At 30.1% G+C, this 21439-nt stretch carries 18 protein-coding genes and 1 pseudogene; 6 read left to right on the forward strand and 13 right to left on the reverse strand.

What is annotated here, in order from left to right; all coding sequences use genetic code 11:
• Positions 1–69 precede the first annotated feature (69 nt).
• From ACZ49Z_RS17605 to ACZ49Z_RS17615, 3 genes are all read left to right on the forward strand, one after another.
• Positions 70–1284: an RsmB/NOP family class I SAM-dependent RNA methyltransferase gene (locus ACZ49Z_RS17605; RefSeq protein WP_464305610.1), complete on the forward strand. Its 1215-nt coding sequence runs from the start codon at positions 70–72 to the stop codon at positions 1282–1284.
• A 7-nt stretch (positions 1285–1291) separates the two neighbouring features.
• Positions 1292–2407: an endonuclease gene (locus ACZ49Z_RS17610; RefSeq protein WP_464305611.1), complete on the forward strand. Its 1116-nt coding sequence runs from the start codon at positions 1292–1294 to the stop codon at positions 2405–2407.
• Positions 2408–2547: 140 nt separating this feature from the next.
• Positions 2548–3909: a transposase family protein gene (locus ACZ49Z_RS17615; protein ID WP_464304430.1), complete on the forward strand. Its 1362-nt coding sequence runs from the start codon at positions 2548–2550 to the stop codon at positions 3907–3909.
• 235 nt (positions 3910–4144) lie between these two features.
• Here ACZ49Z_RS17615 and ACZ49Z_RS17620 read toward each other — a convergent pair whose 3' ends face one another.
• The 11 genes from ACZ49Z_RS17620 to ACZ49Z_RS17670 all read right to left on the reverse strand — a co-directional run bounded on the left by ACZ49Z_RS17620 (position 4145) and on the right by ACZ49Z_RS17670 (position 15103).
• A complete protein-coding gene (locus ACZ49Z_RS17620) occupies positions 4145–4579 on the reverse strand; it encodes a protease complex subunit PrcB family protein (protein ID WP_464305612.1) in 435 nt (144 codons plus the stop codon).
• Positions 4580–5713 carry an N-acetyl-alpha-D-glucosaminyl L-malate synthase BshA gene (bshA, locus tag ACZ49Z_RS17625; protein WP_464305613.1) on the reverse strand — a complete coding sequence of 378 codons (1134 nt, stop codon included), beginning with the start codon at positions 5711–5713 and terminating at the stop codon, positions 4580–4582. It lies immediately after the preceding gene.
• Positions 5714–5777: 64 nt separating this feature from the next.
• The gene (locus tag ACZ49Z_RS17630; RefSeq protein WP_464305614.1) at positions 5778–6233 is read right to left on the reverse strand and encodes a DUF1801 domain-containing protein; all 456 of its coding nucleotides are present in this window, start codon (positions 6231–6233) and stop codon (positions 5778–5780) included.
• Between the two features lie 2 nt (positions 6234–6235).
• Positions 6236–9121, reverse strand: coding sequence for a glycoside hydrolase family 3 N-terminal domain-containing protein (locus ACZ49Z_RS17635; RefSeq protein WP_464305615.1), 2886 nt, complete (start codon positions 9119–9121; stop codon positions 6236–6238).
• A 119-nt stretch (positions 9122–9240) separates the two neighbouring features.
• On the reverse strand, positions 9241–9723 hold the full coding sequence (locus ACZ49Z_RS17640) for an ABC transporter ATPase (RefSeq protein ID WP_464305616.1): 483 nt from the start codon (positions 9721–9723) through the stop codon (positions 9241–9243).
• Position 9724: 1 nt separating this feature from the next.
• Positions 9725–10309, reverse strand: coding sequence for a hypothetical protein (locus ACZ49Z_RS17645; protein WP_464305617.1), 585 nt, complete (start codon positions 10307–10309; stop codon positions 9725–9727).
• A gap of 22 nt (positions 10310–10331) precedes the next feature.
• Entirely contained in the window at positions 10332–11123 is a 792-nt protein-coding gene (locus ACZ49Z_RS17650) for a (Fe-S)-binding protein (protein WP_464305618.1), read from the reverse strand.
• Positions 11124–11182: 59 nt separating this feature from the next.
• The gene (locus tag ACZ49Z_RS17655) at positions 11183–11629 is read right to left on the reverse strand and encodes an LNS2 domain-containing protein (protein ID WP_464305619.1); all 447 of its coding nucleotides are present in this window, start codon (positions 11627–11629) and stop codon (positions 11183–11185) included.
• A 1-nt stretch (position 11630) separates the two neighbouring features.
• On the reverse strand, positions 11631–12962 hold the full coding sequence (locus ACZ49Z_RS17660; RefSeq protein ID WP_464305620.1) for a 4Fe-4S dicluster domain-containing protein: 1332 nt from the start codon (positions 12960–12962) through the stop codon (positions 11631–11633).
• Between the two features lie 19 nt (positions 12963–12981).
• Positions 12982–13923, reverse strand: coding sequence for an MlaD family protein (locus tag ACZ49Z_RS17665; protein ID WP_464305621.1), 942 nt, complete (start codon positions 13921–13923; stop codon positions 12982–12984).
• A gap of 34 nt (positions 13924–13957) precedes the next feature.
• Positions 13958–15103: an N-acetylmuramoyl-L-alanine amidase family protein gene (locus ACZ49Z_RS17670; protein ID WP_464305622.1), complete on the reverse strand. Its 1146-nt coding sequence runs from the start codon at positions 15101–15103 to the stop codon at positions 13958–13960.
• Positions 15104–15167: 64 nt separating this feature from the next.
• On the opposite strand from ACZ49Z_RS17670, the gene ACZ49Z_RS17675 reads away from it, so the two are divergent.
• From ACZ49Z_RS17675 to ACZ49Z_RS17685, 3 genes and pseudogenes are all read left to right on the forward strand, one after another.
• Entirely contained in the window at positions 15168–17900 is a 2733-nt protein-coding gene (locus ACZ49Z_RS17675) for a putative LPS assembly protein LptD (protein WP_464305623.1), read from the forward strand.
• A 30-nt stretch (positions 17901–17930) separates the two neighbouring features.
• The gene (locus ACZ49Z_RS17680) at positions 17931–18311 is read left to right on the forward strand and encodes a RidA family protein (RefSeq protein ID WP_464305624.1); all 381 of its coding nucleotides are present in this window, start codon (positions 17931–17933) and stop codon (positions 18309–18311) included.
• A 109-nt stretch (positions 18312–18420) separates the two neighbouring features.
• Positions 18421–19932: pseudogene (locus tag ACZ49Z_RS17685) on the forward strand (IS1182 family transposase); the annotation flags it as partial.
• A gap of 207 nt (positions 19933–20139) precedes the next feature.
• Here ACZ49Z_RS17685 and ACZ49Z_RS17690 read toward each other — a convergent pair.
• A complete protein-coding gene (locus tag ACZ49Z_RS17690) occupies positions 20140–20526 on the reverse strand; it encodes a methylglyoxal synthase (RefSeq protein WP_464305625.1) in 387 nt (128 codons plus the stop codon).
• Positions 20527–20566: 40 nt separating this feature from the next.
• On the reverse strand, positions 20567–21418 hold the full coding sequence (locus ACZ49Z_RS17695; RefSeq protein ID WP_464305626.1) for an N-acetylglucosamine kinase: 852 nt from the start codon (positions 21416–21418) through the stop codon (positions 20567–20569).
• Positions 21419–21439 lie beyond the last annotated feature (21 nt).

Genomic DNA, 21439 nt, shown 5'->3' on the forward strand with positions numbered 1-21439 from the left:
AAGAAAGCTGCTATAATTGGCAGCTTTTTTTGTATTTATTATTATCTTTGCAAGCTGATTAAATATAAAATGAGATTACATAGAAACTTAGTATTTACTGTTATAGATTCTTTACTTGCAATTTTTAATGAAGGTGAGTATGCAGATAAAGTTGTAGCAAGGGCTTTAAAAAAAGACAAACGTTGGGGAAGTAGCGATAGAAAATTTGTTGCTGAAACAATTTATGAAATTGTGCGTTGGAAAAGATTATATGCTGAAATTGCAGAAGTTGGCGAGCCCTATACTAGAGATAATATTTGGAGAATATTTGCTGTTTGGGCTACATTGAGAGGAATTGCATTACCTGATTGGAAATATTTTGAAACCACACCAACAAGGAAAATTAAAGGAAGATTTGATGAATTATCCAAGATTAGAAAATTCAAAGAGTCTATTCCTGATTGGATTGATGAGCTGGGTGTTAAAGAATTGGGTGAAGCAGTATGGACAAAAGAACTTGAAGCTCAAAACAAGCAAGCTGAGGTTATTTTAAGAGTGAACACTCTAAAAACAACAAAAGCGAAACTGAAAGCAATCTTAATGGATTTGAATATTGAAACTGTAGCTTCAAATGACTATCCAGATGCATTAATTCTTAAAGAAAGAGCCAATGTATTCATGACTGATGTATTTAAACAAGGATATTTTGAAGTACAAGATGCTTCTTCTCAACTCGTGGCTTATTTTTTAGATGTAAAACCTGGAATGCGAGTAGTAGATACTTGTGCTGGAGCTGGAGGCAAAACCCTACATATGGCTTCTTTAATGGAAAACAAAGGACAATTGATTGCCATGGATATTTATGAAAGTAAATTGAAACAATTAAAATTAAGAGCCAAACGTAATGGAGTGCATAATGTTGAATTTAGAGTAATCGATTCTACAAAAGTGATTAAAAAATTACATGAAAAAGCAGATAGAGTTTTAATAGATGCTCCATGTAGTGGACTAGGTGTAATGAAACGAAATCCTGATAGTAAATGGAAACTTCAACCAGAATTTATTGATAATATAAAAAAGGTGCAAGCAGAAGTTTTACAAAACTATTCTAAAATTGTTAAACCTGGTGGTAAAATGGTCTATGCTACTTGTTCTGTTCTTCCATCTGAAAATGAAGAGCAAGTGAAACATTTTTTAAGCACTGAAGCTGGAAAAAATTTCACTTTCGTTAAAGAAAGAAAAGTATTAGCTCATCAAAGTGGCTTTGATGGTTTTTATATGGCCTTGTTAGAAAGAAAAAATTAAAACTTGTATGAAAAATAAAATTACTTTGCTATCAATCTTTAGTTTTATTTCAATTTTTGCTCAAATCCCACCTGGATATTACAATTCGGCTACGGGGTCTGGTTATACTTTGAAAACGCAACTATACAATATTATTAATAATCATAATGATCAAGGCTATGATTCATTTGACGGATTTACAGCAACAAATGACTTAGACTTATATTATGAAAATGATAATAGTACTATTTTAGATATTTATTCTGAAAATCCAAATGGTGCTGATCCTTATAATTATACTCCTGTAACAAATGAATGTGGTAATTATAATTCTGAAGGAGATTGCTACAATAAGGAGCATGTTATTCCACAATCTATTTTTAGTCAAAATAATCCAATGCGAGGTGACGCACATCATTTATTACCAACAGACGGTAGAGTAAATGGTTTTAGGAGTAATTTCCCTTTTGGTAATGTTGGCAGTAATCTAGTTTCTCAATCTGGAATTACAAACCCAACTTCTAATGGTTCTAAACTTGGAAACAATATAAATACTGGCTTATTTTCGGGCTATACTGGAACAGTTTTTGAGCCTATAGACGAATTCAAAGGCGATATTGCAAGGATTTATTTCTATTTTATTACTCGTTATGAAAATCAGGTTGCAAATTGGAATTATGCAATGTTTAATGGCACATCTAATCAGGTTTTGACAGATACTTTTCTATACACTTTGCTTGATTGGCACTTAAATGACCCTGTTTCTCAGAAAGAAATTAATAGAAATAATGCTATTTATACCTATCAAAACAACAGAAACCCGTTTATTGACCACCCAGAATATGCTTGTCAAATTTGGGCAAGTCATTGTAATACTTTGAGCGTAGATAATTTTACTTTTGCTAATAATGTAACTATTTATCCAAATCCTTCAACAAACGGAATCTTTACAATTTCAAGTGCTGAAAACTTAGATTCCATTACTATTTTCAATATCAATGGACAAATTATAGAAAGTATAGAAAATTTAAATGAAGTTAACAACAATTCAACTTATACAATTTCTAACTTATCTAGTGGTTTCTATTTAGTAGCACTAACTTCAAACAATAATAAAGCAATAAAGAAAATAATTGTAAACTAAGAATTATTATAAGACTTTAAAAAGGCACATTCACAATTAAATAAATACTTGCTTATCAGTTATTTAATTTGTATTTTAGAAGAAATAAACCCCGAGAATGCTCAAAAAGAGTCAAAAACGGGGTTTTCTTTTAAATATGTATGTCAAAAATAATACGAATAAGTGAATTTCAGCACAAATTGCCTTTAAATATTATCAATGAAGATTTTAATGTTTTTTATGAGCAATTTCTAAAGTCTGATTTAGGTAAAATTCATCTAGCTACACCTTTTTCAGAACTTTCTCAAAGTTTTAAATTGAAAGCGTGCAAAAAAGGTCCAGATTGCATTTTTAGTACTAAAGGTAAGATTGCCTTGATGATGCTAAAAAACTATTATGGTTGTTCTGATGCTAAACTAATCGAGTTGTTAAACGGAAATGTTTACATGCAATACTTTTGTGATATTGTATTACCTCTAGATTCCCCGCTTACAAATTTTAAAATAGTTAGCCAAATAAGAATGGAATTAGCCAAAAAATTAGATGTTCGAAAAGTTCAAGAAACATTAGCTAAAAGCTGGCTACCTTATATGAATGATTTAGACAAAGTCTTGATAGATGCCACTTGTTATGAGAGTGAGTTGCGTTTTCCTACCAATGAGAAACTACTTTGGGAATGTATTGTGTGGAATTACAATCAAATGAAATCATTATGTGGAATTTTAAAAATAAAACTTCCAAGAACCAAATATATTGATTGGTGTAAACGCTACAATGAGTATTCTAGAAAAAGAAAAAAAACAGCAAAGCAACGAACAAAAATGACTCGTGGTCTTCTGAAATTATTATATAAACTTAATGGAGAATTGAGTAAAATTGAAAATCAATATTCCTTTGAGCCAACCACAAAATACAGCAAACAACGCAGAATAATCCGTCTTATTTACCAACAACAATCAAAAATTTTTGCAACAGGAAAAAGCGTTCCCGATAGAATTGTTAGCATAAATAAAAGTTATATTCGCCCAATTGTGCGTGGTAAAGAAGTAAAACAAGTAGAATTTGGAGCAAAAGTAAATAAAATTCAAATTGATGGAATCAATTTTATAGAACATATAGAATACCGTGCCTTTAACGAAGGAACTCGATTTCAAAACAGTATATTTTGCGCACAAAATCTAACTAAAACTAAAGTAAGAATTACTGGAGCTGATGCTATTTATGCCACAAATAAAAACAGAACTTTTTCGTCCACAAATAACATACAAACAGACTTTGTTAGAAAAGGAAAAGCTGGAAAACACGAAGAGCATAGAAAGAAGCTAGCCTCAGAAATTAAAAAAGAAAGAGCTACTCGATTAGAAGGTAGTTTTGGCAAAGAAAAAGAGCACTATAATTTACGAAAGATAAAAGCTAGAACCAAGAAAAGTGAAATGCTTTGGATTTTTTTCGGAATACATACAGCTAATGCTAAAGAAATAGGAAGAAGAATTTACAAAAATCAAACACAACTAGCAGCGTAAAGTATTCAAAAAAATACTTTATAGGAAAAGTGCGTCTTGTTGAGAAATATCAAATTTAAAAATCATAAAAACATATAATTTTTACTACAAAATAAAAAACCTCAATTATATTAATATGAATTGAGGTTTTTATTTAAAGTATTTTTCAAAAAATCTTGTTACTTCTGAATTTGCCTAAAAAAAGTGGGTAATTTTGAAAAACTACCCACTTTTTTAATACCTAATCTTCAAAAATTTATTCTACTATATATTTTGCTGCTTTTGGAATGATTGTAACACAAAATGGATTCGTTAATGCCATGGTAACATATCCTCCTTTTTCGGGAAAAGTTTTCTTGGACTGAACAATTAAGGTCTCATTTTCAAATTGTATGTTTTCTACAATTATACCATACCCACCCGTATTTTTTTCACCTAAATGCAAAATTAAAACAACATTTTTCTTGAAATCTATTTCTAAAGTATCAATAATTTCATTTGGAACATTCAACCTAAGCAATTCTTTTTTTAATTTATCTTCTGACTCAATTATTTCATATCCATTAGATTCATTTCCACCATAGGAAGATTCATATATCGTTTTAAATTGATCGTTTTTTTTCATTTCTTCTTTTACAGAACTACAAGATAAAAATGAAAAAAGAATAATATAGAGTGCGCTTTTTTTCATTTATTTATAGGAATTAATTGCTTCTTGATATACTTCTTCATATAAAGGTAAAATTTTCTTTATATCAAATTCACTTGCTACTTTTAATGCATTTTTTTTAAAAACATTTAATTTAGCATCGTCTTCTAAAATTGAAATTGCATTTTTGCTCATGTTTTCTATATCTCCAACATTGCTTAAATAACCTGTTATACCTTCTTTATTTACTTCGGGCAAACCTCCTGAATTACTTGAAATAACTGGTACTCCACAAGCCATCGCCTCTAGTGCAGCTAGACCAAAACTTTCAGTTTCTGAAGGAAGAAGAAATAAATCTGTAAAACACAGAATTTTATCTATTTCATTACTATTTCCAAAAAAGATAACTTTGTTTTGAATTCCAAGTTCAACACACAAGTTTTCTGCTGCCTCTTTCTCTGGACCATCACCAACCATCATTAATTTTGAAGGTATTTGTTTTTGTACTTCATAAAAGATCCTAACAACATCACTAATTCTTTTTACTTTTCTAAAATTAGAAATATGTGTCAACATTTTTTCCTCTGCTGTTGCCATTAGAGAACGATGACAAGGACCGTTTTCATCTAATTTTTCTTTACTAATTTCGATAAAGTTTGGAATAACTTTAATATCGTTTTTAATATCAAAAAGTCTATAAGTATCTTCTTTTAAACTTGAAGAAACACTTGTTACAACATCGGATTTATTGATACTAAAACTAACAGCAGGCTTATAAAAAGGATGGTTTCCAACTAGTGTTATATCTGTTCCATGAAGTGTTGTAACCATTGGAATTCTAATTCCATCTTCTTCTAACATTTTTTTTGCCATGTAGCCTGCATATGCATGAGGAATAGCATAATGAACATGCAGAACTTCTATTTTGTGCAGCTTCACCATATCTACCAATTTACTAGATAGAGCCAACTCATAGGGCTGATAATGAAATAATGGGTATTCTGGTACGTGAACTTCGTGATAATATATATTTTGGTTTAGCAATGCTAATCTAACAGGTTGACTATACGTTATAAAATGTATTTCGTGTCCCTTTCTTGCTAATTCAAGACCTAATTCTGTTGCAACTACTCCACTTCCTCCAAAGGTTGGATAACAAACTATAGCTATTTTCATTGATTTTGTTTAAAAGTTAAAAATACTATAATTTTATGGTCTTACTTTTTAAATATTCGTTAAATTATTTTTTAAATGCGTTTTCATAGGTTGCGATCCAATCTTTTACTTCTATTTTTGCAACCAATTCTCCGATCAATTCATATGGAATATCTTCTGGTTTCTTAAAACGCATACAACTTTTTCCCATATCTAATTTCTTCTTTGAATAGTTTGGGTAGGCACTAACAAACCAATCGTATAAATTTTTATCTGCATAAATACCCATGTGATAAAAATTTATACTATTCTTTTGCGAAGCAAAACTCATAAATGGTAAAGGTAACTTTGTATTGCAATGATACCCTTGAGGATATATTTCGTGAGGAACAACATAGCCAATCATTCCATAACTCATTACCTCTTTATAACCTTCTGGAAGATTTTTTAAAATGATGTTCCTTAGTTTTATAACAGCTTCTTTTCTGTCATCTGGAACTTGATTAATATATTCTTCAGGAGAGTTTGCTTGGGAAATCATAATTAATGTATTATTGATTCATATATTATTTCTTGTATTTTTTCTCTAATATTTTCACGAGATAAGACATTAGTATTGGCTTCTGGATAGGTTCTATTAGACAAAAAGATATATACTATTTCACTTTCTGGATCTGCCCAAGCCATTGTGCCTGTAAATCCAGTATGCCCAAAACTTGTCATAGAAACACAACCACATGTTGGACCAGCAGTTCCTAATTGAGGTTTATCAAAACCAATTCCTCTTCTATTTTCATCTTTACAATAATAACAGGTATTGAATGCATTAAATGTCTTTTCAGAAAAAAATTGATGACCTCCATAGTTCCCTCTTTGAAGATACATTTGCATAATCTTTGCAACATCCAACGCATTTGAAAACAAACCAGCATGACCAGCAACTCCACCTTGCATCGCAGCACACATGTCGTGAACATAACCATGAACTGTTCCATAACGATAATAATTATCTTCCTCTGTTGGAACAGTTTCACTTATATCAAATTTATGCAATGGATTATAAGTTGTTCTGTTTGCTCCTAGTTTGAAATAATAGTTTTGGTTTGCCAATTCATCTAATTTCATACCGCTTGCACGTTCTAAATATTCCTTCATTAAGATAAATGAAAAATCGCTGTATTTATATTTTGTTCTAGGAAGTAACTCACTATCCGCAATCGCTTTTATAATTGTATCATTATAATCTTTTCTTAAATATAAATTTTCTGAAACTTGAATTGGAAATTCTTTAGAATATGACTTTCTATAATATTTGTCACTTGGTTTGTTTGTCTCACTATCTAAAGTAGCTTTATAAAATGGCAACCAAGGTTTAAATCTTGCCTGATGAGTTAACATATCTACTAATGTAGCATCTTCTTTATTTGAACCTTTAAAAACTGGAAGCATTACACCTAATTTTGTATCTAATTTAATTTTCTCTTTGTCGAACTGAATCATCAAATTTGGTAAAGTAGATAAGATTTTTGTTAAAGAAGCTACGTCATACAGATCTGTATTTTTAACTTCTTGCTTTTTATCATAAGTATGATAACCAAATGATTTTTGGTAAACAACTTTACCTTTTCTAGCCACCAAAATTTGTGCACCTGGTGTCATTTTATGATCTATTGCATAGTTAATGACTGAGTCTATTTTAGACAATTTTTTTGAATTCATACCCACATTTTCAGGTTTTTCAAAACCTAATCTGTCTAAAGAATTTGTAACAATCCCATCATTAATATAAAAATCATTATTAATAGAAACAGGAATTTTCCCTTTAGTCTCTATTGCTCCAAAGATTGCTTCAGCAGCAACAGTATGTGTATATTCATTATTTTGATATGCTAAAACAACTCCCTCATAATTATCAAATTTTTCAATTCTTAACAAGGAATATGGCTTAGTAAAAAAAGCAACAATAACTTTATTTTGTTTGGCTACTTTATCTAGAAATAAAATTTCACTTGAATTTAAATTATGGTTTTTCCAAGCACCGTCTTCTTTATGATAACCAATTATTACTTTAGAATATTTTTGTAATTCTTCTAAAGTTTGTTTATAATCAACAACTTCAATTTGTTTAACATCTGCATATTCATTTAATTTAGCAAGAAAACCTTCATAATCTGAATCGCCAAGTTTAACATAAGCAATTTTTTCTCTCTCAAGGTTTTTTATAGGAATTATTTTGTCTTTATTTTTTAATGTTGTGATAGCATTTTCATACAATGTATAGTTCATTGCTTCATACTCTGATTTATTCAAATCTTCATATAGATTCACTAAATCAATAGCTTTATATTCATTCAATCCAACTTGATATTTATACTTTAATATTTTTTTTACCGAATTAGCCAATCTTTCCTCAGATAATCTTCCATCTTCAAAAGCTTCTCTAAATTTCTGTACTGCTATTGGTACATCTTCAGGAAAAAGTAGAATATCATTTCCCGCTAAAAAAGCTTCCAAATCAATATCTCCTGGTTGTTTAAAATTACTAGCACCTTTCATGTTTAATGCATCTGTAATTACCAATCCATCAAATTTTAATTCATTTTTTAGAATATTTGTAATTACGTTATAGGAAATAGAAGTCGGATACCCTTTTCTAGATTCAATACTGGGAACATTAAGATGAGCAACCATTACACTTGCTAATCCATTTTTGATTAATTCTCTATAAGGATACAACTCAATAGAATCTAATCTTTGCTTAGAAAATTTAACTACTGGTAATGTGTGATGGGAATCTGATTCGGTATCTCCATGACCTGGAAAATGTTTTGCAGTTGCCAAAACTCCTTCACTTTGTAGCCCTTGAACTAAGGCAATAGAAGCATTAGTTACGTTTATTTTGTTTTCGCCAAATGAACGATTTCCTATAATTGGATTTTTCGGATTTGTATTAATATCTACAACAGGAGCGAAATTAAAATGTATGCCTAACCTCTTAGATTGTTGTCCCATTTGTTTACCCATTTGCCTAATCAAATCAAAATCCTGAATCGCCCCTAACGTCATATTCCAAGGATATCTGTGTGTTGAATCTAGACGCATACTTAATCCCCATTCTGCATCTATACCAATAAACAAAGGCACTTTAGATTTGGCTTGATAACGATTAGTTAACTGAGCTTGACGAATTGGCCCACCTTGAAAAAATATTAAACCTCCAATTTTATAATCTTCAATCAATTTATCTACGCTAGAATAGTGTGCTTCATTTTTATTTGAATAGGCAGCAACCATAAATAATTGCCCTACTTTTTCTTCGAAAGTGAGTTTATTATATACACTATCAATCCAGCGTTGTTGTGCATCATCGGAGAAATTCTCAATTTTATTTTTTTCTTTATATACATTACCTTTTTTAGGCTTAGTCATAAATGGCAAAATTGATAAAAATAGTAGAGCTGTATATTTTAGCATGTAGGTATTCATTTAAAAAAAATCATCATTAAGTTGGTTTAATGATGATTTTCAAATATAATTAAAATTTTAATTTAAAAAAATCGATTGTGCCAACTATCACTAGCTGGAACTTCCCAAAAATCTTGCCATTCTTCTATTGTATTCACTAAATTATTAAAAACAATAGTATTAGCAGAAACAGCTTTTTCTTTTGCCATTTTTTTAAACTCGATTAAAGGTTTATATGCTATATGTTCCCCTAATTTAAAAGTTACATTCATTTTATCTAATAGATCTACATTGTATTTTTTCTCAATACTCTGAATAAATTGCACCGATGCATCAATAGAACATCCTGTAACTGCTTGAATATCTTGATTGACTGCAATTATAATAAATCTATTATACTCTATTCTGAATGAAGCTTCTAAACCTTGACCATGTGCTGACCAATCTTCGATGAATTTTTTAGTTGTTAACTCAATATCATCAACTTCTTCTTGAGAAAATTTTCTATTGGATTGATAGATCCAAATTCTAGAATGTGCAGGTAATTTGTCAAATTCTATATACATATTATTCTTTTATTATATCAAGAACAACTTTATAAGCAACAAACTTTTTAGTTTTCGGGTCATATAAATCAGCTTCATAATAAGAAACTTGTACTTTATCTGATGGTTTAACTACTGAATCGGTTATTAGAAATGAGTTATCAAAATCTTCTAATAATAAGATAGTATGTGTTTTTCCAGAATCTTCTTTTAATGTAAAAGTTAAGAATTGATCTAATTTTGTACTCACTATATTCCCGCTAATTAATAGTTCTTCTGCTTCTTCTTCACCCATTTTCATGATTATTTTTAAAAAGGCAGGACATGTGAAAGCCATTTTTGCACCAACTGCTTCAGCTAACTCACCCATTTTTTCTTCATTAGAAATAATGTTTTTTCCGAAATATTTCTCTACATCTTTTTCATGTTTTGATATAGACTCTAGGATACAGACACCCAAAGTAATATCCATATTCTCCTCTGTAATACCCTTTTCTGTAGTACAGTTACATGTGTTTTCTGAAAGCTTATCTATTAATTCTTCTTTTGTTAATTTTTGTGCAAACAAAGTTTGTGTTAACAGTACTAATACAATTATTTTTTTCATTATAAATGGGTCTAATTTAATTTTATAAATCTTGAGCGTTAGCGATTAATTCTGCAATATCTAATACTTTTACAGAACTTTCTTTTTCCTTGAATTTAACACCATCTGTCATCATTGTATTGCAAAAAGGACAACCCGCAGCAATAATATCTGCTTTAGTTTCTAGTGCATCTTCTGTACGTTCAACGTTTATGTCTTTATCTCCTTTTTCTGGCTCTTTAAACATTTGGGCACCTCCAGCACCACAACAAAGACCATTAGCACGAGAACGTTTCATTTCTACTAGTTCTGCATCTAATTTCTGTATTAAATCCCTTGGAGCTTCATATACATTATTAGCTCTTCCAAGATAACAAGGATCGTGGAAAGTAATTTTCTTTCCTTTAAACTGACCTCCTTCTATTGTTAATCGACCATCATCTAAAAGTGACTTTAAAAATTGAGTATGGTGAACAACTTCATATTGTCCTCCTAATTCTGGATATTCATTTTTTAATGTATTAAAACAATGAGGACAAGCGGTAACAATTTTTTTCACCTCATAAGCGTTCATAACTTCAATATTAGTCATGGCTTGCATTTGAAACAAAAATTCGTTTCCAGATCTTTTAGCTGGATCACCTGTACAACTTTCCTCTGTACCAAGAACTGCAAAAGGTACATTAGCTCTATTTAATATTTTTACAAACGCTTTTGTAATTTTCTTTGCTCTATCATCAAAACTTCCGGAGCATCCTACCCAAAATAGAACTTCTGGTTGCTTTCCTTCCGCCATCATTTCTGCCATTGTTGGCACTATAATATTTTCAGACATTTTATTATTTTTTTAAAGGAATCTACTTTTTAATAATTAACTCCTATTTTTTAAATTTTTTACTCGTGATGTTCGTCATCAAAAACTTGAATTGTCACTTCTTTATCGACTAAATCGGTAAATTTACCTCTGTAGCGAGTTGCTTTAACCAAATGATTATCAATCCAGTGGTAATTTCCTCCACGAGGTTTCCCCATTAACATTCCATGATATTTAAAACCATGCTTGTTTAACCAAGCTTCTGTCACTTCTCTATGAGCCTCTGTTCTTGAGGTAAAAAAGAAAATAACATGCCCTTCATCATACCATTTGTTTAAAGTAGCTAATGCATCTGGATAAACTTCTGCTGTTGCCATTCTTTCAGGTTCTTCATTTGGAATATCGTCGCAAATGGTACCATCAATATCAATTAAATAATTTTTTATACCTTCTGGTAAAACAGGACTCAAATGTTCACCATTAACAGTTAAAGCCTGTAATTTTCCGTTGATTTCTTCACTTTTCATATTAGTCTTCGTTTTTCCAGTTTAATCTATCCATTTGATTGTATTGCCAAGGTGCGCCATTATTTTCAATATTTGTCATCATATTATTTAACTCTACAGGTGCTGCACTTTGTTCCATTACTAAATAGCGTCTCATATCCATAATAATAGATAATGGGCTAATATTAACAGGGCATTCTTCTACGCAAGCATTACATGATGTACATGCCCATAATTCTTCTGTAGAAATAAAGTCATTTAATAATGATCTACCATCGTCAACGAAAACACCTTTGTTTGCATCAATATTTCTTCCTACTTCTTCAAGTCTATCTCTTGTATCCATCATAATTTTTCGAGGAGATAGTTTCTTACCTGTTTGATTAGCAGGACAAGAAGAAGTACAACGACCACATTCTGTGCAAGTATAGGCATTAAGTAATTGTACCCAATTTAAATCTTGAACATCTGAAGCACCAAATTTAGCAGGCATTGCGTCTGGGTTAGCAGGAGCAGCAAAAGGATCGGCAGTTGGATCCATCATTAATTTTACTTCATTTGTTACACTTTCTAGGTTATCTATTTTTCCTTTTGCATTTAGATCTGCAAAATATGTATTTGGAAAAGCTAACAAAATATGTAAATGTTTAGAAAAATATAGATAGTTCAAAAACACTAAAATTCCAGTAATATGTAACCACCAAGCAATTCTTTCAACCATGAATACAACTGTGTTATCCATTCCATCAAAAATTGGAGCTATAAATTGCGAAATTGGAAAACTTCCAGCTTGATGATAGTGACCGAATACTTCTGGCAAAGTTTGAAGATGATAATCTGCTGCATTCATCAATAAAAATAACGACATCAAGACTACTTCAAAATATAAAATATAATTAGCATCATTCTTAGCAAAACCTTCCATTTCTGGTTTCCAAAAACGTTTAATCTTAACAATATTTCTTCTTACCCAGAAAATAATAACCGCAACAAGAACCATAAAAGCTAAAACTTCAAACGATCCGATTAAGACATCATAAAAACTTCCTAAAAAGCTAAAAACTCTATGCGTTCCAAATAATCCATCAATAACGATTTCTAAGACTTCAATATTAATAATAATAAAACCAATATAAACTACTATATGTAATATTCCAGCAATGGGTCTTTTTACCATTTTAGATTGTCCAAGTGCAATCATTGCCATATTTTTCCATCTTTCGGAGGGATTGTCTTTACGATTTACATCTTGTCCTAATTTAATATTTCTAATTAATTTTTTTACATTTCTAGCAAAGTATCCAATTCCAAAAAATAAAAGGATAGCGAATAAAATGTTTGATAAAATACTCATAGTAGATTAGTCTTTATAATTATTTTTCTTCTGATTTTACGTATGGTTTTTCTTTTTTTCCAAAAAGTGATACGTTAACATAGCGTGTTGGGTGTAATCTAAAATCTTCTAATAACAATTCTAATTCTTTAGAGGCATTAGTAAAATTGGTATACATTTTTTCATCCTTCATTAGTTTTCCCATTGTTCCCTTACCAGATTCTATATCTTTCATGATTTTATCTACACTTGCAAGAGTTGTTTCTAAGTTTTTTACTGTTTTTCCTAAATTAGCATTTGCTAATGAATCAGAAATTGTTTCAAAATTAGAAACAGTTTTATCTAAACTGGTAAATGTATTGTCTAGTTTAGACTTATTTGTAGCTAACAAACTATTTAAATTTTTTGAAACACTACTAAATTGTGTCAATGTTTTATTCAATTCAGACAAACTATTTTTTAAATCAGATTTTCCTTTGTCATCTAAAACTTCATTAATAGAAGCAAACAAAACACTAGCATTGCTCAACAAAATTTCAATTTTATCTTTTAAAGGCACCATTTGTTCAGCCAAAGCGTCTGTTAAATCTAGTTTTGATCTAGATTTTAAATAACCTCCTGATTCAACCAAGTTTTTATCTTCATCATTAGGTCTAATAACAATTTCTTTTCCACCAAGAGGAGAAGAACTTGACAACTCTGCAATACTTGATTTAGAGATTGGATAATCTGAAGTTATAGCTAATTCGACTAGAACTTTATTATTTTCTAAAAAACTATATCGGTTAACCCTTCCTACCGTTATACCTTTTATTTTTACATTAGAGGAAGACTCAAGTCCTTCTACAGAATCGTAGATGACAAATATTTTTTTACTTGTATCAAACAAGTTTTTTCCTTTTAAAAAATTATATCCCCATATAAATAACAAAATTGAGGAAATAACTAAAATTGCTGTTTTAATTTCTTTGGTTATTTTCAAAATAAAATATTTTTAACAAAAATAAAACTTTATTTTATTTAATTGCATCGGATAGGTTAATTTTTACTCCGTCTTTATAAGCAACTAAAAAAGCAGATTCATATCCTTTTTCTTTTGCTTCATCTAATTTTTTCTTTGCTTGATTATATGATGTTTCGTTTCCATAAAAATACTTGTATATTTTTCCAACTTGCTCAAAACTTAACTCACTCAATCCTTTAAAGTTAGACGAATTCATTTCGATTTTTTTACTACTTGCTGCTAATTGTACTTTAAATACAATTCCTTCATCTTTTGTCTTAACTTCCTTAACAACATTTGTAGATGGTGTTTCTTCTTTTTTAATTTCTGTGGTTGTTTTTATTGTCGAATTTGAAGTAAAACCTTTGTAATAGTTTTTTTTGTACGAAAAAATAGCCTCTGCAATAGCTTTGGCTACTTCATTTTGACCTTCTTCAGTGTTCAAATGACTTCCTTCTACTTTGTTTGATAAAAAACCTATTTCAATAAGTACTCCTGGCATGTAGGAAGCGTCTAGCACCCATAGTGGTGCTTGTTTCACTCCTCTACTCTTTTTATTTAAATCATTTTTAAAATTTTCTTCTACAAAACCAGCTAATTCTATACTTTGATTTAAATATTCTTCTTGTAATATTTTAAGACCAAGTAATGATTCTGGTTTGTTTGGATCAAATCCTTTATAATTTTCTTTATAATCATCTTCAAGAAGAATTACAGAGTTTTCGTTTTTGGCAACTTCAAGATTCGTTGAGCTCCTACTTAACCCCATTACAAAAGTTTCTGTTCCAAATGCTGAATAATTTTTTGCTGCATTACAATGTATAGATACAAACAAATCTGCATCTTGCTTGTTTGCATTTATTGCTCTATCTTTCAATTCTACAAAAACATCTGTTTTTCTAGAATAAATAAAATCAAAATCAGAATCTTTACTCAAATACTCTCCTACTTTCAATGTTACGGCTAGAGCAATTTTTTTTTCAATGAAACCATGATGCACGTTTCCATAATCTTTACCGCCATGACCAGCATCTAAAACCACTTTAAATTTGGACTTTGATTGTGATAAAACGACACCAGAACAAAATAGAAATAATACAATTAATAGCGATTTAAAACCTTTTTTTAGGGATATAAAACAACTTGTTTTTATTAGCATAGTTATAATTTTATTAAAAACTTATTTTTGCAAAAAAATATATGTAAGTTTGACACTTCAAAAAGTGAGCCAATTTTTTACAAAAATACTATTATTAGTGTTGCATACAAAGTTATTTTATATCGTTTTTTTAGTAGTTTTTCTAATATTTGGAGAAACAACTAGCTATTCTCAAGAAATTAAGCCCAAAAAAGCTTTAAATATTGAGTCAAAGACTATTCAATTAGATAGAGAAGGTAAGATTATTCTTGAAGATTCTCTAAAAACACCAAATCAAAAAACTACAGAAAATGTAAGTATAAAAAAAGATACTCTAAAGAAAAAACCTTTATTAGAAAGTATAGTTAAAAGAAAAGCTAAAGATTATGAAAAAGCAAATCAGAAAACAAAAGAGCTAACTTTATATAATGAAGCTGAATTATATTACACTGATATTGAATTAAAAGCAGGTATTATTGTTCTCAATTATGAAAAAAATGAAGTTTACGCCGGTCGCATAAAAGATAGTGCAGGTAATTATATTCAACGCCCTATTTTTAAACAAGGAGCTAATGTTATTGAACCCGATTCTATTCGTTTTAATTTTAAAACAAAAAAAGCTCTAGTTTGGAATTCAAGGACAAAACAAGGTGAAATGAATATTAAAGCAGAAATTACGAAGAGAGAAAATGATTCTACCTACTTCTTAAAAAGTGCTCGAATTACGACTGCAAAAGATGTTGACGATCCTGAATATTACTTTTTTGTGAGAAAAGTAAAGTTTGTACCTAACAAAAAAGTTGTTGTTGGACCTACAAATCTAGTAATTGCAGATGTTCCTACTCCACTATTATTGCCCTTTGCATATTTTCCGATGACAAGTGAAAGTACCTCTGGTTTTATTGTTCCAACACCAGGGCAAACCAATCAGCAAGGCTATTTTCTGCAAAATGGAGGTTATTATTTTGCTTTGAGTGATTATTATGACTTAGCTGTTCTAGGGGATTATTATACCAATGGTAGTTATGGTTTGAGGGTTGAAAGTAGTTATGCTAAACGTTACAAATATAATGGTAGAGTTAATTTTAGACTTGAAAACAATATCCAAAGTGAAAAAGGATTACCAGACTATTTGAGATCTTCACAATATAATTTTCAATGGTCGCATAGTCAAGATGCTAAGGCTTCACCAAATTCTCGTTTTTCTGCCAATGTGAACTTAGGTAGTAGCCAATATTTTAGACAATCTGTTAATTTAGCAAACATTGGTTCAAGCTTAAATAACAATTTAAGTTCGTCAATTTCATATTCGAAAACATTTCAGACAGTACCACAAGTCAATATGTCTTTGACCGCAACGCATAATCAAAATACCAATACAGAAAAAATTAATATGACATTACCTACATTACAGGTAAATGTCGATCGTATATCTCCATTTGCTCCCAAAGATGGCGTTAAAAAAGGTATTTTCCAAAATATTAACCTTCAATACAATTTAAAAGGAGACAATAGAATTACAACTTCAGATGAAAATTTCTTTAAGCCTCAAATGTTCAGAGACGCAAAAACTGGATTCCAACACACCATACCTTTAAATACTAACTTCAAGATTTTCAGACACTTTAACATTTCTACTACTGCTAATTATAATGAAGTATGGACATTAAATACTATTAATAAATTTTATGATCCTACTCAAAACAAAGTGATTATAGAAGACCTTAAGGGATTTGATTCATACAGAACCTATAATTTTAGTGCTAGCTTAGGAACTACTATTTATGGAACTTTTGATTTTGGTAAAGATAAAAAAGTACAAGCCATTCGTCATGTTATGCGACCAAGTGCTTCTTACAATTATACACCTAGTTTCGAACAATATTATGATACATATGCTATTGATGCAACTGGAAACACTTTAGAAGATTTTACTCGATTTGAGGGTAGTATCTATGGAGCACCTGACAGAGTATATTCTAGTAGTGTTGCTCTTTCTTTAGGGAACACATTTGAAGCAAAAGTAAGAGATGATGAAAGCACTACAGGGGAAGCCAAAAAAGTAATGCTTTTAAATAATTTAAATTTCGCTACAAGTTATAATCTTGCTGCAGATTCTTTAGCATTTGCACCAATACGAGTTAGTGGGAGTACACAAATTTTAAAACAAAAAATGAACATCAATTTTGGAGCAACCTTAGATCCATATGCTATTGATAACACTGGTAGCCGAATTGATCGCTTTAATATTAATAATGGTGGAAGTTTGTTTAGAATGACAAGTGCTAATGTAGCAATTAATTATGCTTTTTCAAGTTCAGATGGAAAGAAAAAAGGAAACGCATCTGAACAAACGGTACAAAATGGAGGAAGAAATGATGATTTGTTTGGTACAGGAACAGATTTAAATGATAATAGACAAAGCCTTTTTAATAAAGATGATGATGAAGACGAGAACAGTAATAGCGAATGGTATCACACAGAATTACCTTGGGACTTAAATTTTGCTTACTCTGTTACCTACGTGAACAATAATAGACAAAACGAAATTGGATCTAATTCATTAATGGTATCTGGAAATATTGAATTAGCACCTCGATGGAAAGTAGGGATGTCATCTGGATATGATTTCAAGCAAAATGGAGTTACATTTACTCAATTGCGATTTGAAAGAGATTTAGAGAGCTGGAGAATGAGTTTTAATTGGGTTCCTTATGGTCCTAATAGTTATTGGGGTTTCTTCATTGGTATCAACTCGTCTATGTTGAGTGATATTAAATGGGAAAAGCGTCAATTACCTGATCGCGTTTTTAGATAAAATACAACCAACATATAATAATTTAATACTATGAAAAAAATAATATTTACAGACAAAGCACCAGCTCCAATTGGACCTTATAATCAAGCAGTATTAGTTGGAAATACTTTATATACTTCTGGTCAAATTGCAATCAACCCTTCAAATGGTGAATTAGTTTTAGAAAATATTGAAATAGAAACAAAACAGGTAATGGAAAACATGAAAGCTGTTTTAGAAGCAGCAGAAATGTCATTTGAAAATGTAGTTAAATCGACTATTTTCATTAGTGACATGAATGATTTTGCTAAAATCAATGCTGTATATGGTAGTTATTTTGATGAAAAAACTGCACCTGCCAGAGAAACGGTACAAGTGGCTTGTTTACCAAAAAATGTGAATGTTGAAATTTCTATGCTAGCTATAAAATAGTTTTCAAATTCGACTTAAAATAAAGAGGCTGTCCAAAAAGTAAGGACAGCCTTTTTTTGTTGTATTTTTCTCTAAAATTAGTATCTTAGAATTGAGACAAAAATACACAATGGCTAAGATAGTTTTTAAAAATCAAACAGGCAATTCTCCAGAGTTATTTCCTATCAATATTTTCGATAGAATACCGCAAAACCATCCAGTTCGCTTAGTGGAACAAGTTGTTAATCAGTTAGATATAAGTGAAATATTGAAAAAATATAAAGGAGGTGGTACTTCAGCTTACCATCCAAGAATGATGATTAAGGTTTTGTTTTACAGTTATTTATCTAATGTATATTCTTGCAGAAAAATTGCAAAAGCACTTCAGGAGAACATTCATTTTATGTATATTTCGGGCAACTCGACTCCTGATTTTAGAACGATAAACGATTTTAGGGGTAAAGTTCTAAAAAATCACATTCAAACTCTTTTTGCAGAAGTGGTAAAAATGTTGGTTGAAATGAAATATGTAAGCCTAGATGTTCAGTATATTGATGGTACAAAGATAGAATCTAAAGCTAATAAATATACTTTTGTATGGAGAGGCTCCATTGAGAAATATAAAGAAAAACTAGAAATTAAAATTAGTCATATTTTATCAACTATTGAAAATAGTATTCAATCTGATAATCAAGAACTAAATATAGAAGAATTACCAAAATCAATAGATTCGGAAAGATTAAAAGAAAAGCTTTCGATTCTTAATAAAAAGCTCAAAATGCCTACCAAAAAGCAGGAAAAAGAGTTACAAAAACTTCAAGAGGAGCATCTTCCAAAGCTTGAAAAATATGAAAAAGACTTAGCTACAATGGAAAATAGGAACTCTTATAGTAAAACGGATCCCGAAGCTACCTTTATGAGAATGAAAGAAGATCATATGAAAAACGGTCAATTAAAACCCGCTTACAATCCGCAAATATCTACAGAAAATCAATTCATTACACATGTATCTGTTCATCAAACAACAAATGACACTACAACCTTAAGTTCTCATCTTGAAGGTTTTGAAAAAGCTTATCAAAAACAGAGCAAGGAAATCGTTGCAGATGCAGGTTATGGCAGTGAAGAAAATTATCAAATGCTTGAAGAAAAAAAGGCTGATGCTTATGTTAAATACAACTATTTTCATCAAGAACAAAAAAGAAAGATAAAAAACAATCCTTTTCTTGTTCAAAACTTATTCTACAACGAAGAACACGATTTTTATGTTTGTCCAATGGGGCAAATTATGCAAAAAACAGGAGTAGGAAAACGTGAAACCAGTACTGGATATGAATCACAAATTACATATTATCAAGCCAAAAGATGCCAAGGATGTCCTTTACGAAGTCAATGTCATCAAGCAAAAGGTAATAGAATTTTATCAGTCAATCATCGATTAAATGAATTAAAAGAAAAAGCAAGAAAGCTACTAATGAGTGAAAAAGGACTAAAACATCGAAGTAAACGTCCAATAGAGGTAGAAGCAGTTTTTGGTCAACTTAAAAGCAATAATAAATTCAATCGATTCACAATGAAGGGATTAGAAAAAGTAACATTAGAGTTTTTACTAATGGCCCTTGGACACAACTTTAGAAAAATGAATGCATTCAAGACAGACTTGCCAAAATTTGTTTTCAAAACCAAAATTCACACTTATCTAGCCTATTTTAAAACTAAAATTTGCCTTGTTAAAGTAACTCAAAGTTATTTTGCTATTATTTTTTCTTCAAAACAAAATAGCTTAAAAATAGCTACATAAAAAAAGCTGTCCTTTTCGGACAGCCCCTTTATTTTAAGTAAAGCTCTTTTACCTAATTTCATCTAAACCAAAAAGCAACAATTGGGCAGTAGCCTCATTTGTCGCTAAAGGGATATTGTGTACATCGCATATTCTAATTAGCATAGAAATATCCGGTTCATGAGGATGTGCTGAGTTTGGATCTTTAAAGAACAAAACCATTTTTGTTTTTCCTTCTGCTACTCTTGCAGCAATTTGCGCATCTCCACCTAAAGGGCCTGAAAGCATTTTTTTTACTTTTATTCCTACACCTTCCACTTTTCCTCCAGTTGTTCCAGTTGCAATTATTTTAATATTTTCGGCTAATAATATTCTTTTATTTTTATTAATAAATTGAACCATATCTGCCTTCTTTCCATCATGTGCAATAATTGCAATTTCAAATTGTTTCTTCATTGTTCAAAGATAAAAAAAACCACGCAATAGCATATTTTTTCTATGCATTCAAAACATGATAAGCAATAAGGCCGTCTATAGGTCTTCTAAGAACGTTTCCTATCTTAATATCATTTTTCTGTAATATTTCCGTGAGTTCATCTTTTAAATAAAAAGCAATAGAGCCAACAAAATGTACAGGTACTTCTTTGTAGTTTTCAAATTGTTTGATATAATTTTCTACAAAAGCTCCTAACTCCTCTTTAATATAAACTTTACAAAAGTCTGTATCTTTATGCTTAATTAAGAACTTTGCAAATGTTGCTAAATAGGCATTTGGATTAGGTTCCTTATATAATTTATTTTTAATAAAATCAGGATCTACATTAAATTCTTTTTCAAACTCTTGAGCCATTTGTAATGGCATTTTATTAAAATAATAACCTCTTATTAAGTGTCTACCAAAGCGATTACCACTACAATCGTCCATAGCAATATATCCTAAAGATTGCACTTTTTGATGCAATATATTTCCATCAAAATAACTACAATTTGAACCTGTTCCTAAAATACATACAATTGCTTTTTCATTCTTTGGTGTAGTTGCATAAACTGCCGCATAAGTATCTTCAAAAACAGTAACTTCTGCCTTGGGAAAATATTCTTGAAAAACTAAAGTTAAAAAGTTTTTCATTCTATCTGTGCCACAACCCGCACCATAAAAATAGAGATGAGTTGTTATTAATTTATTTTGAGAAATATCAAATTTATCATTTAATCTTTTAATAATTTCTTCTTTGGTTAATACTTCTGGATTTAATCCAAGTGATTGAGTCGTAAAAAGGACTTTACCTTTATCATCAATCGCAATCCAATCGGCTTTTGTGGAGCCACTATCTACAAGTAATTTCATGTTTGTTGTTTTAATAAATAA

The organism is Flavobacterium sp. KY-23415, from assembly GCF_055384985.1.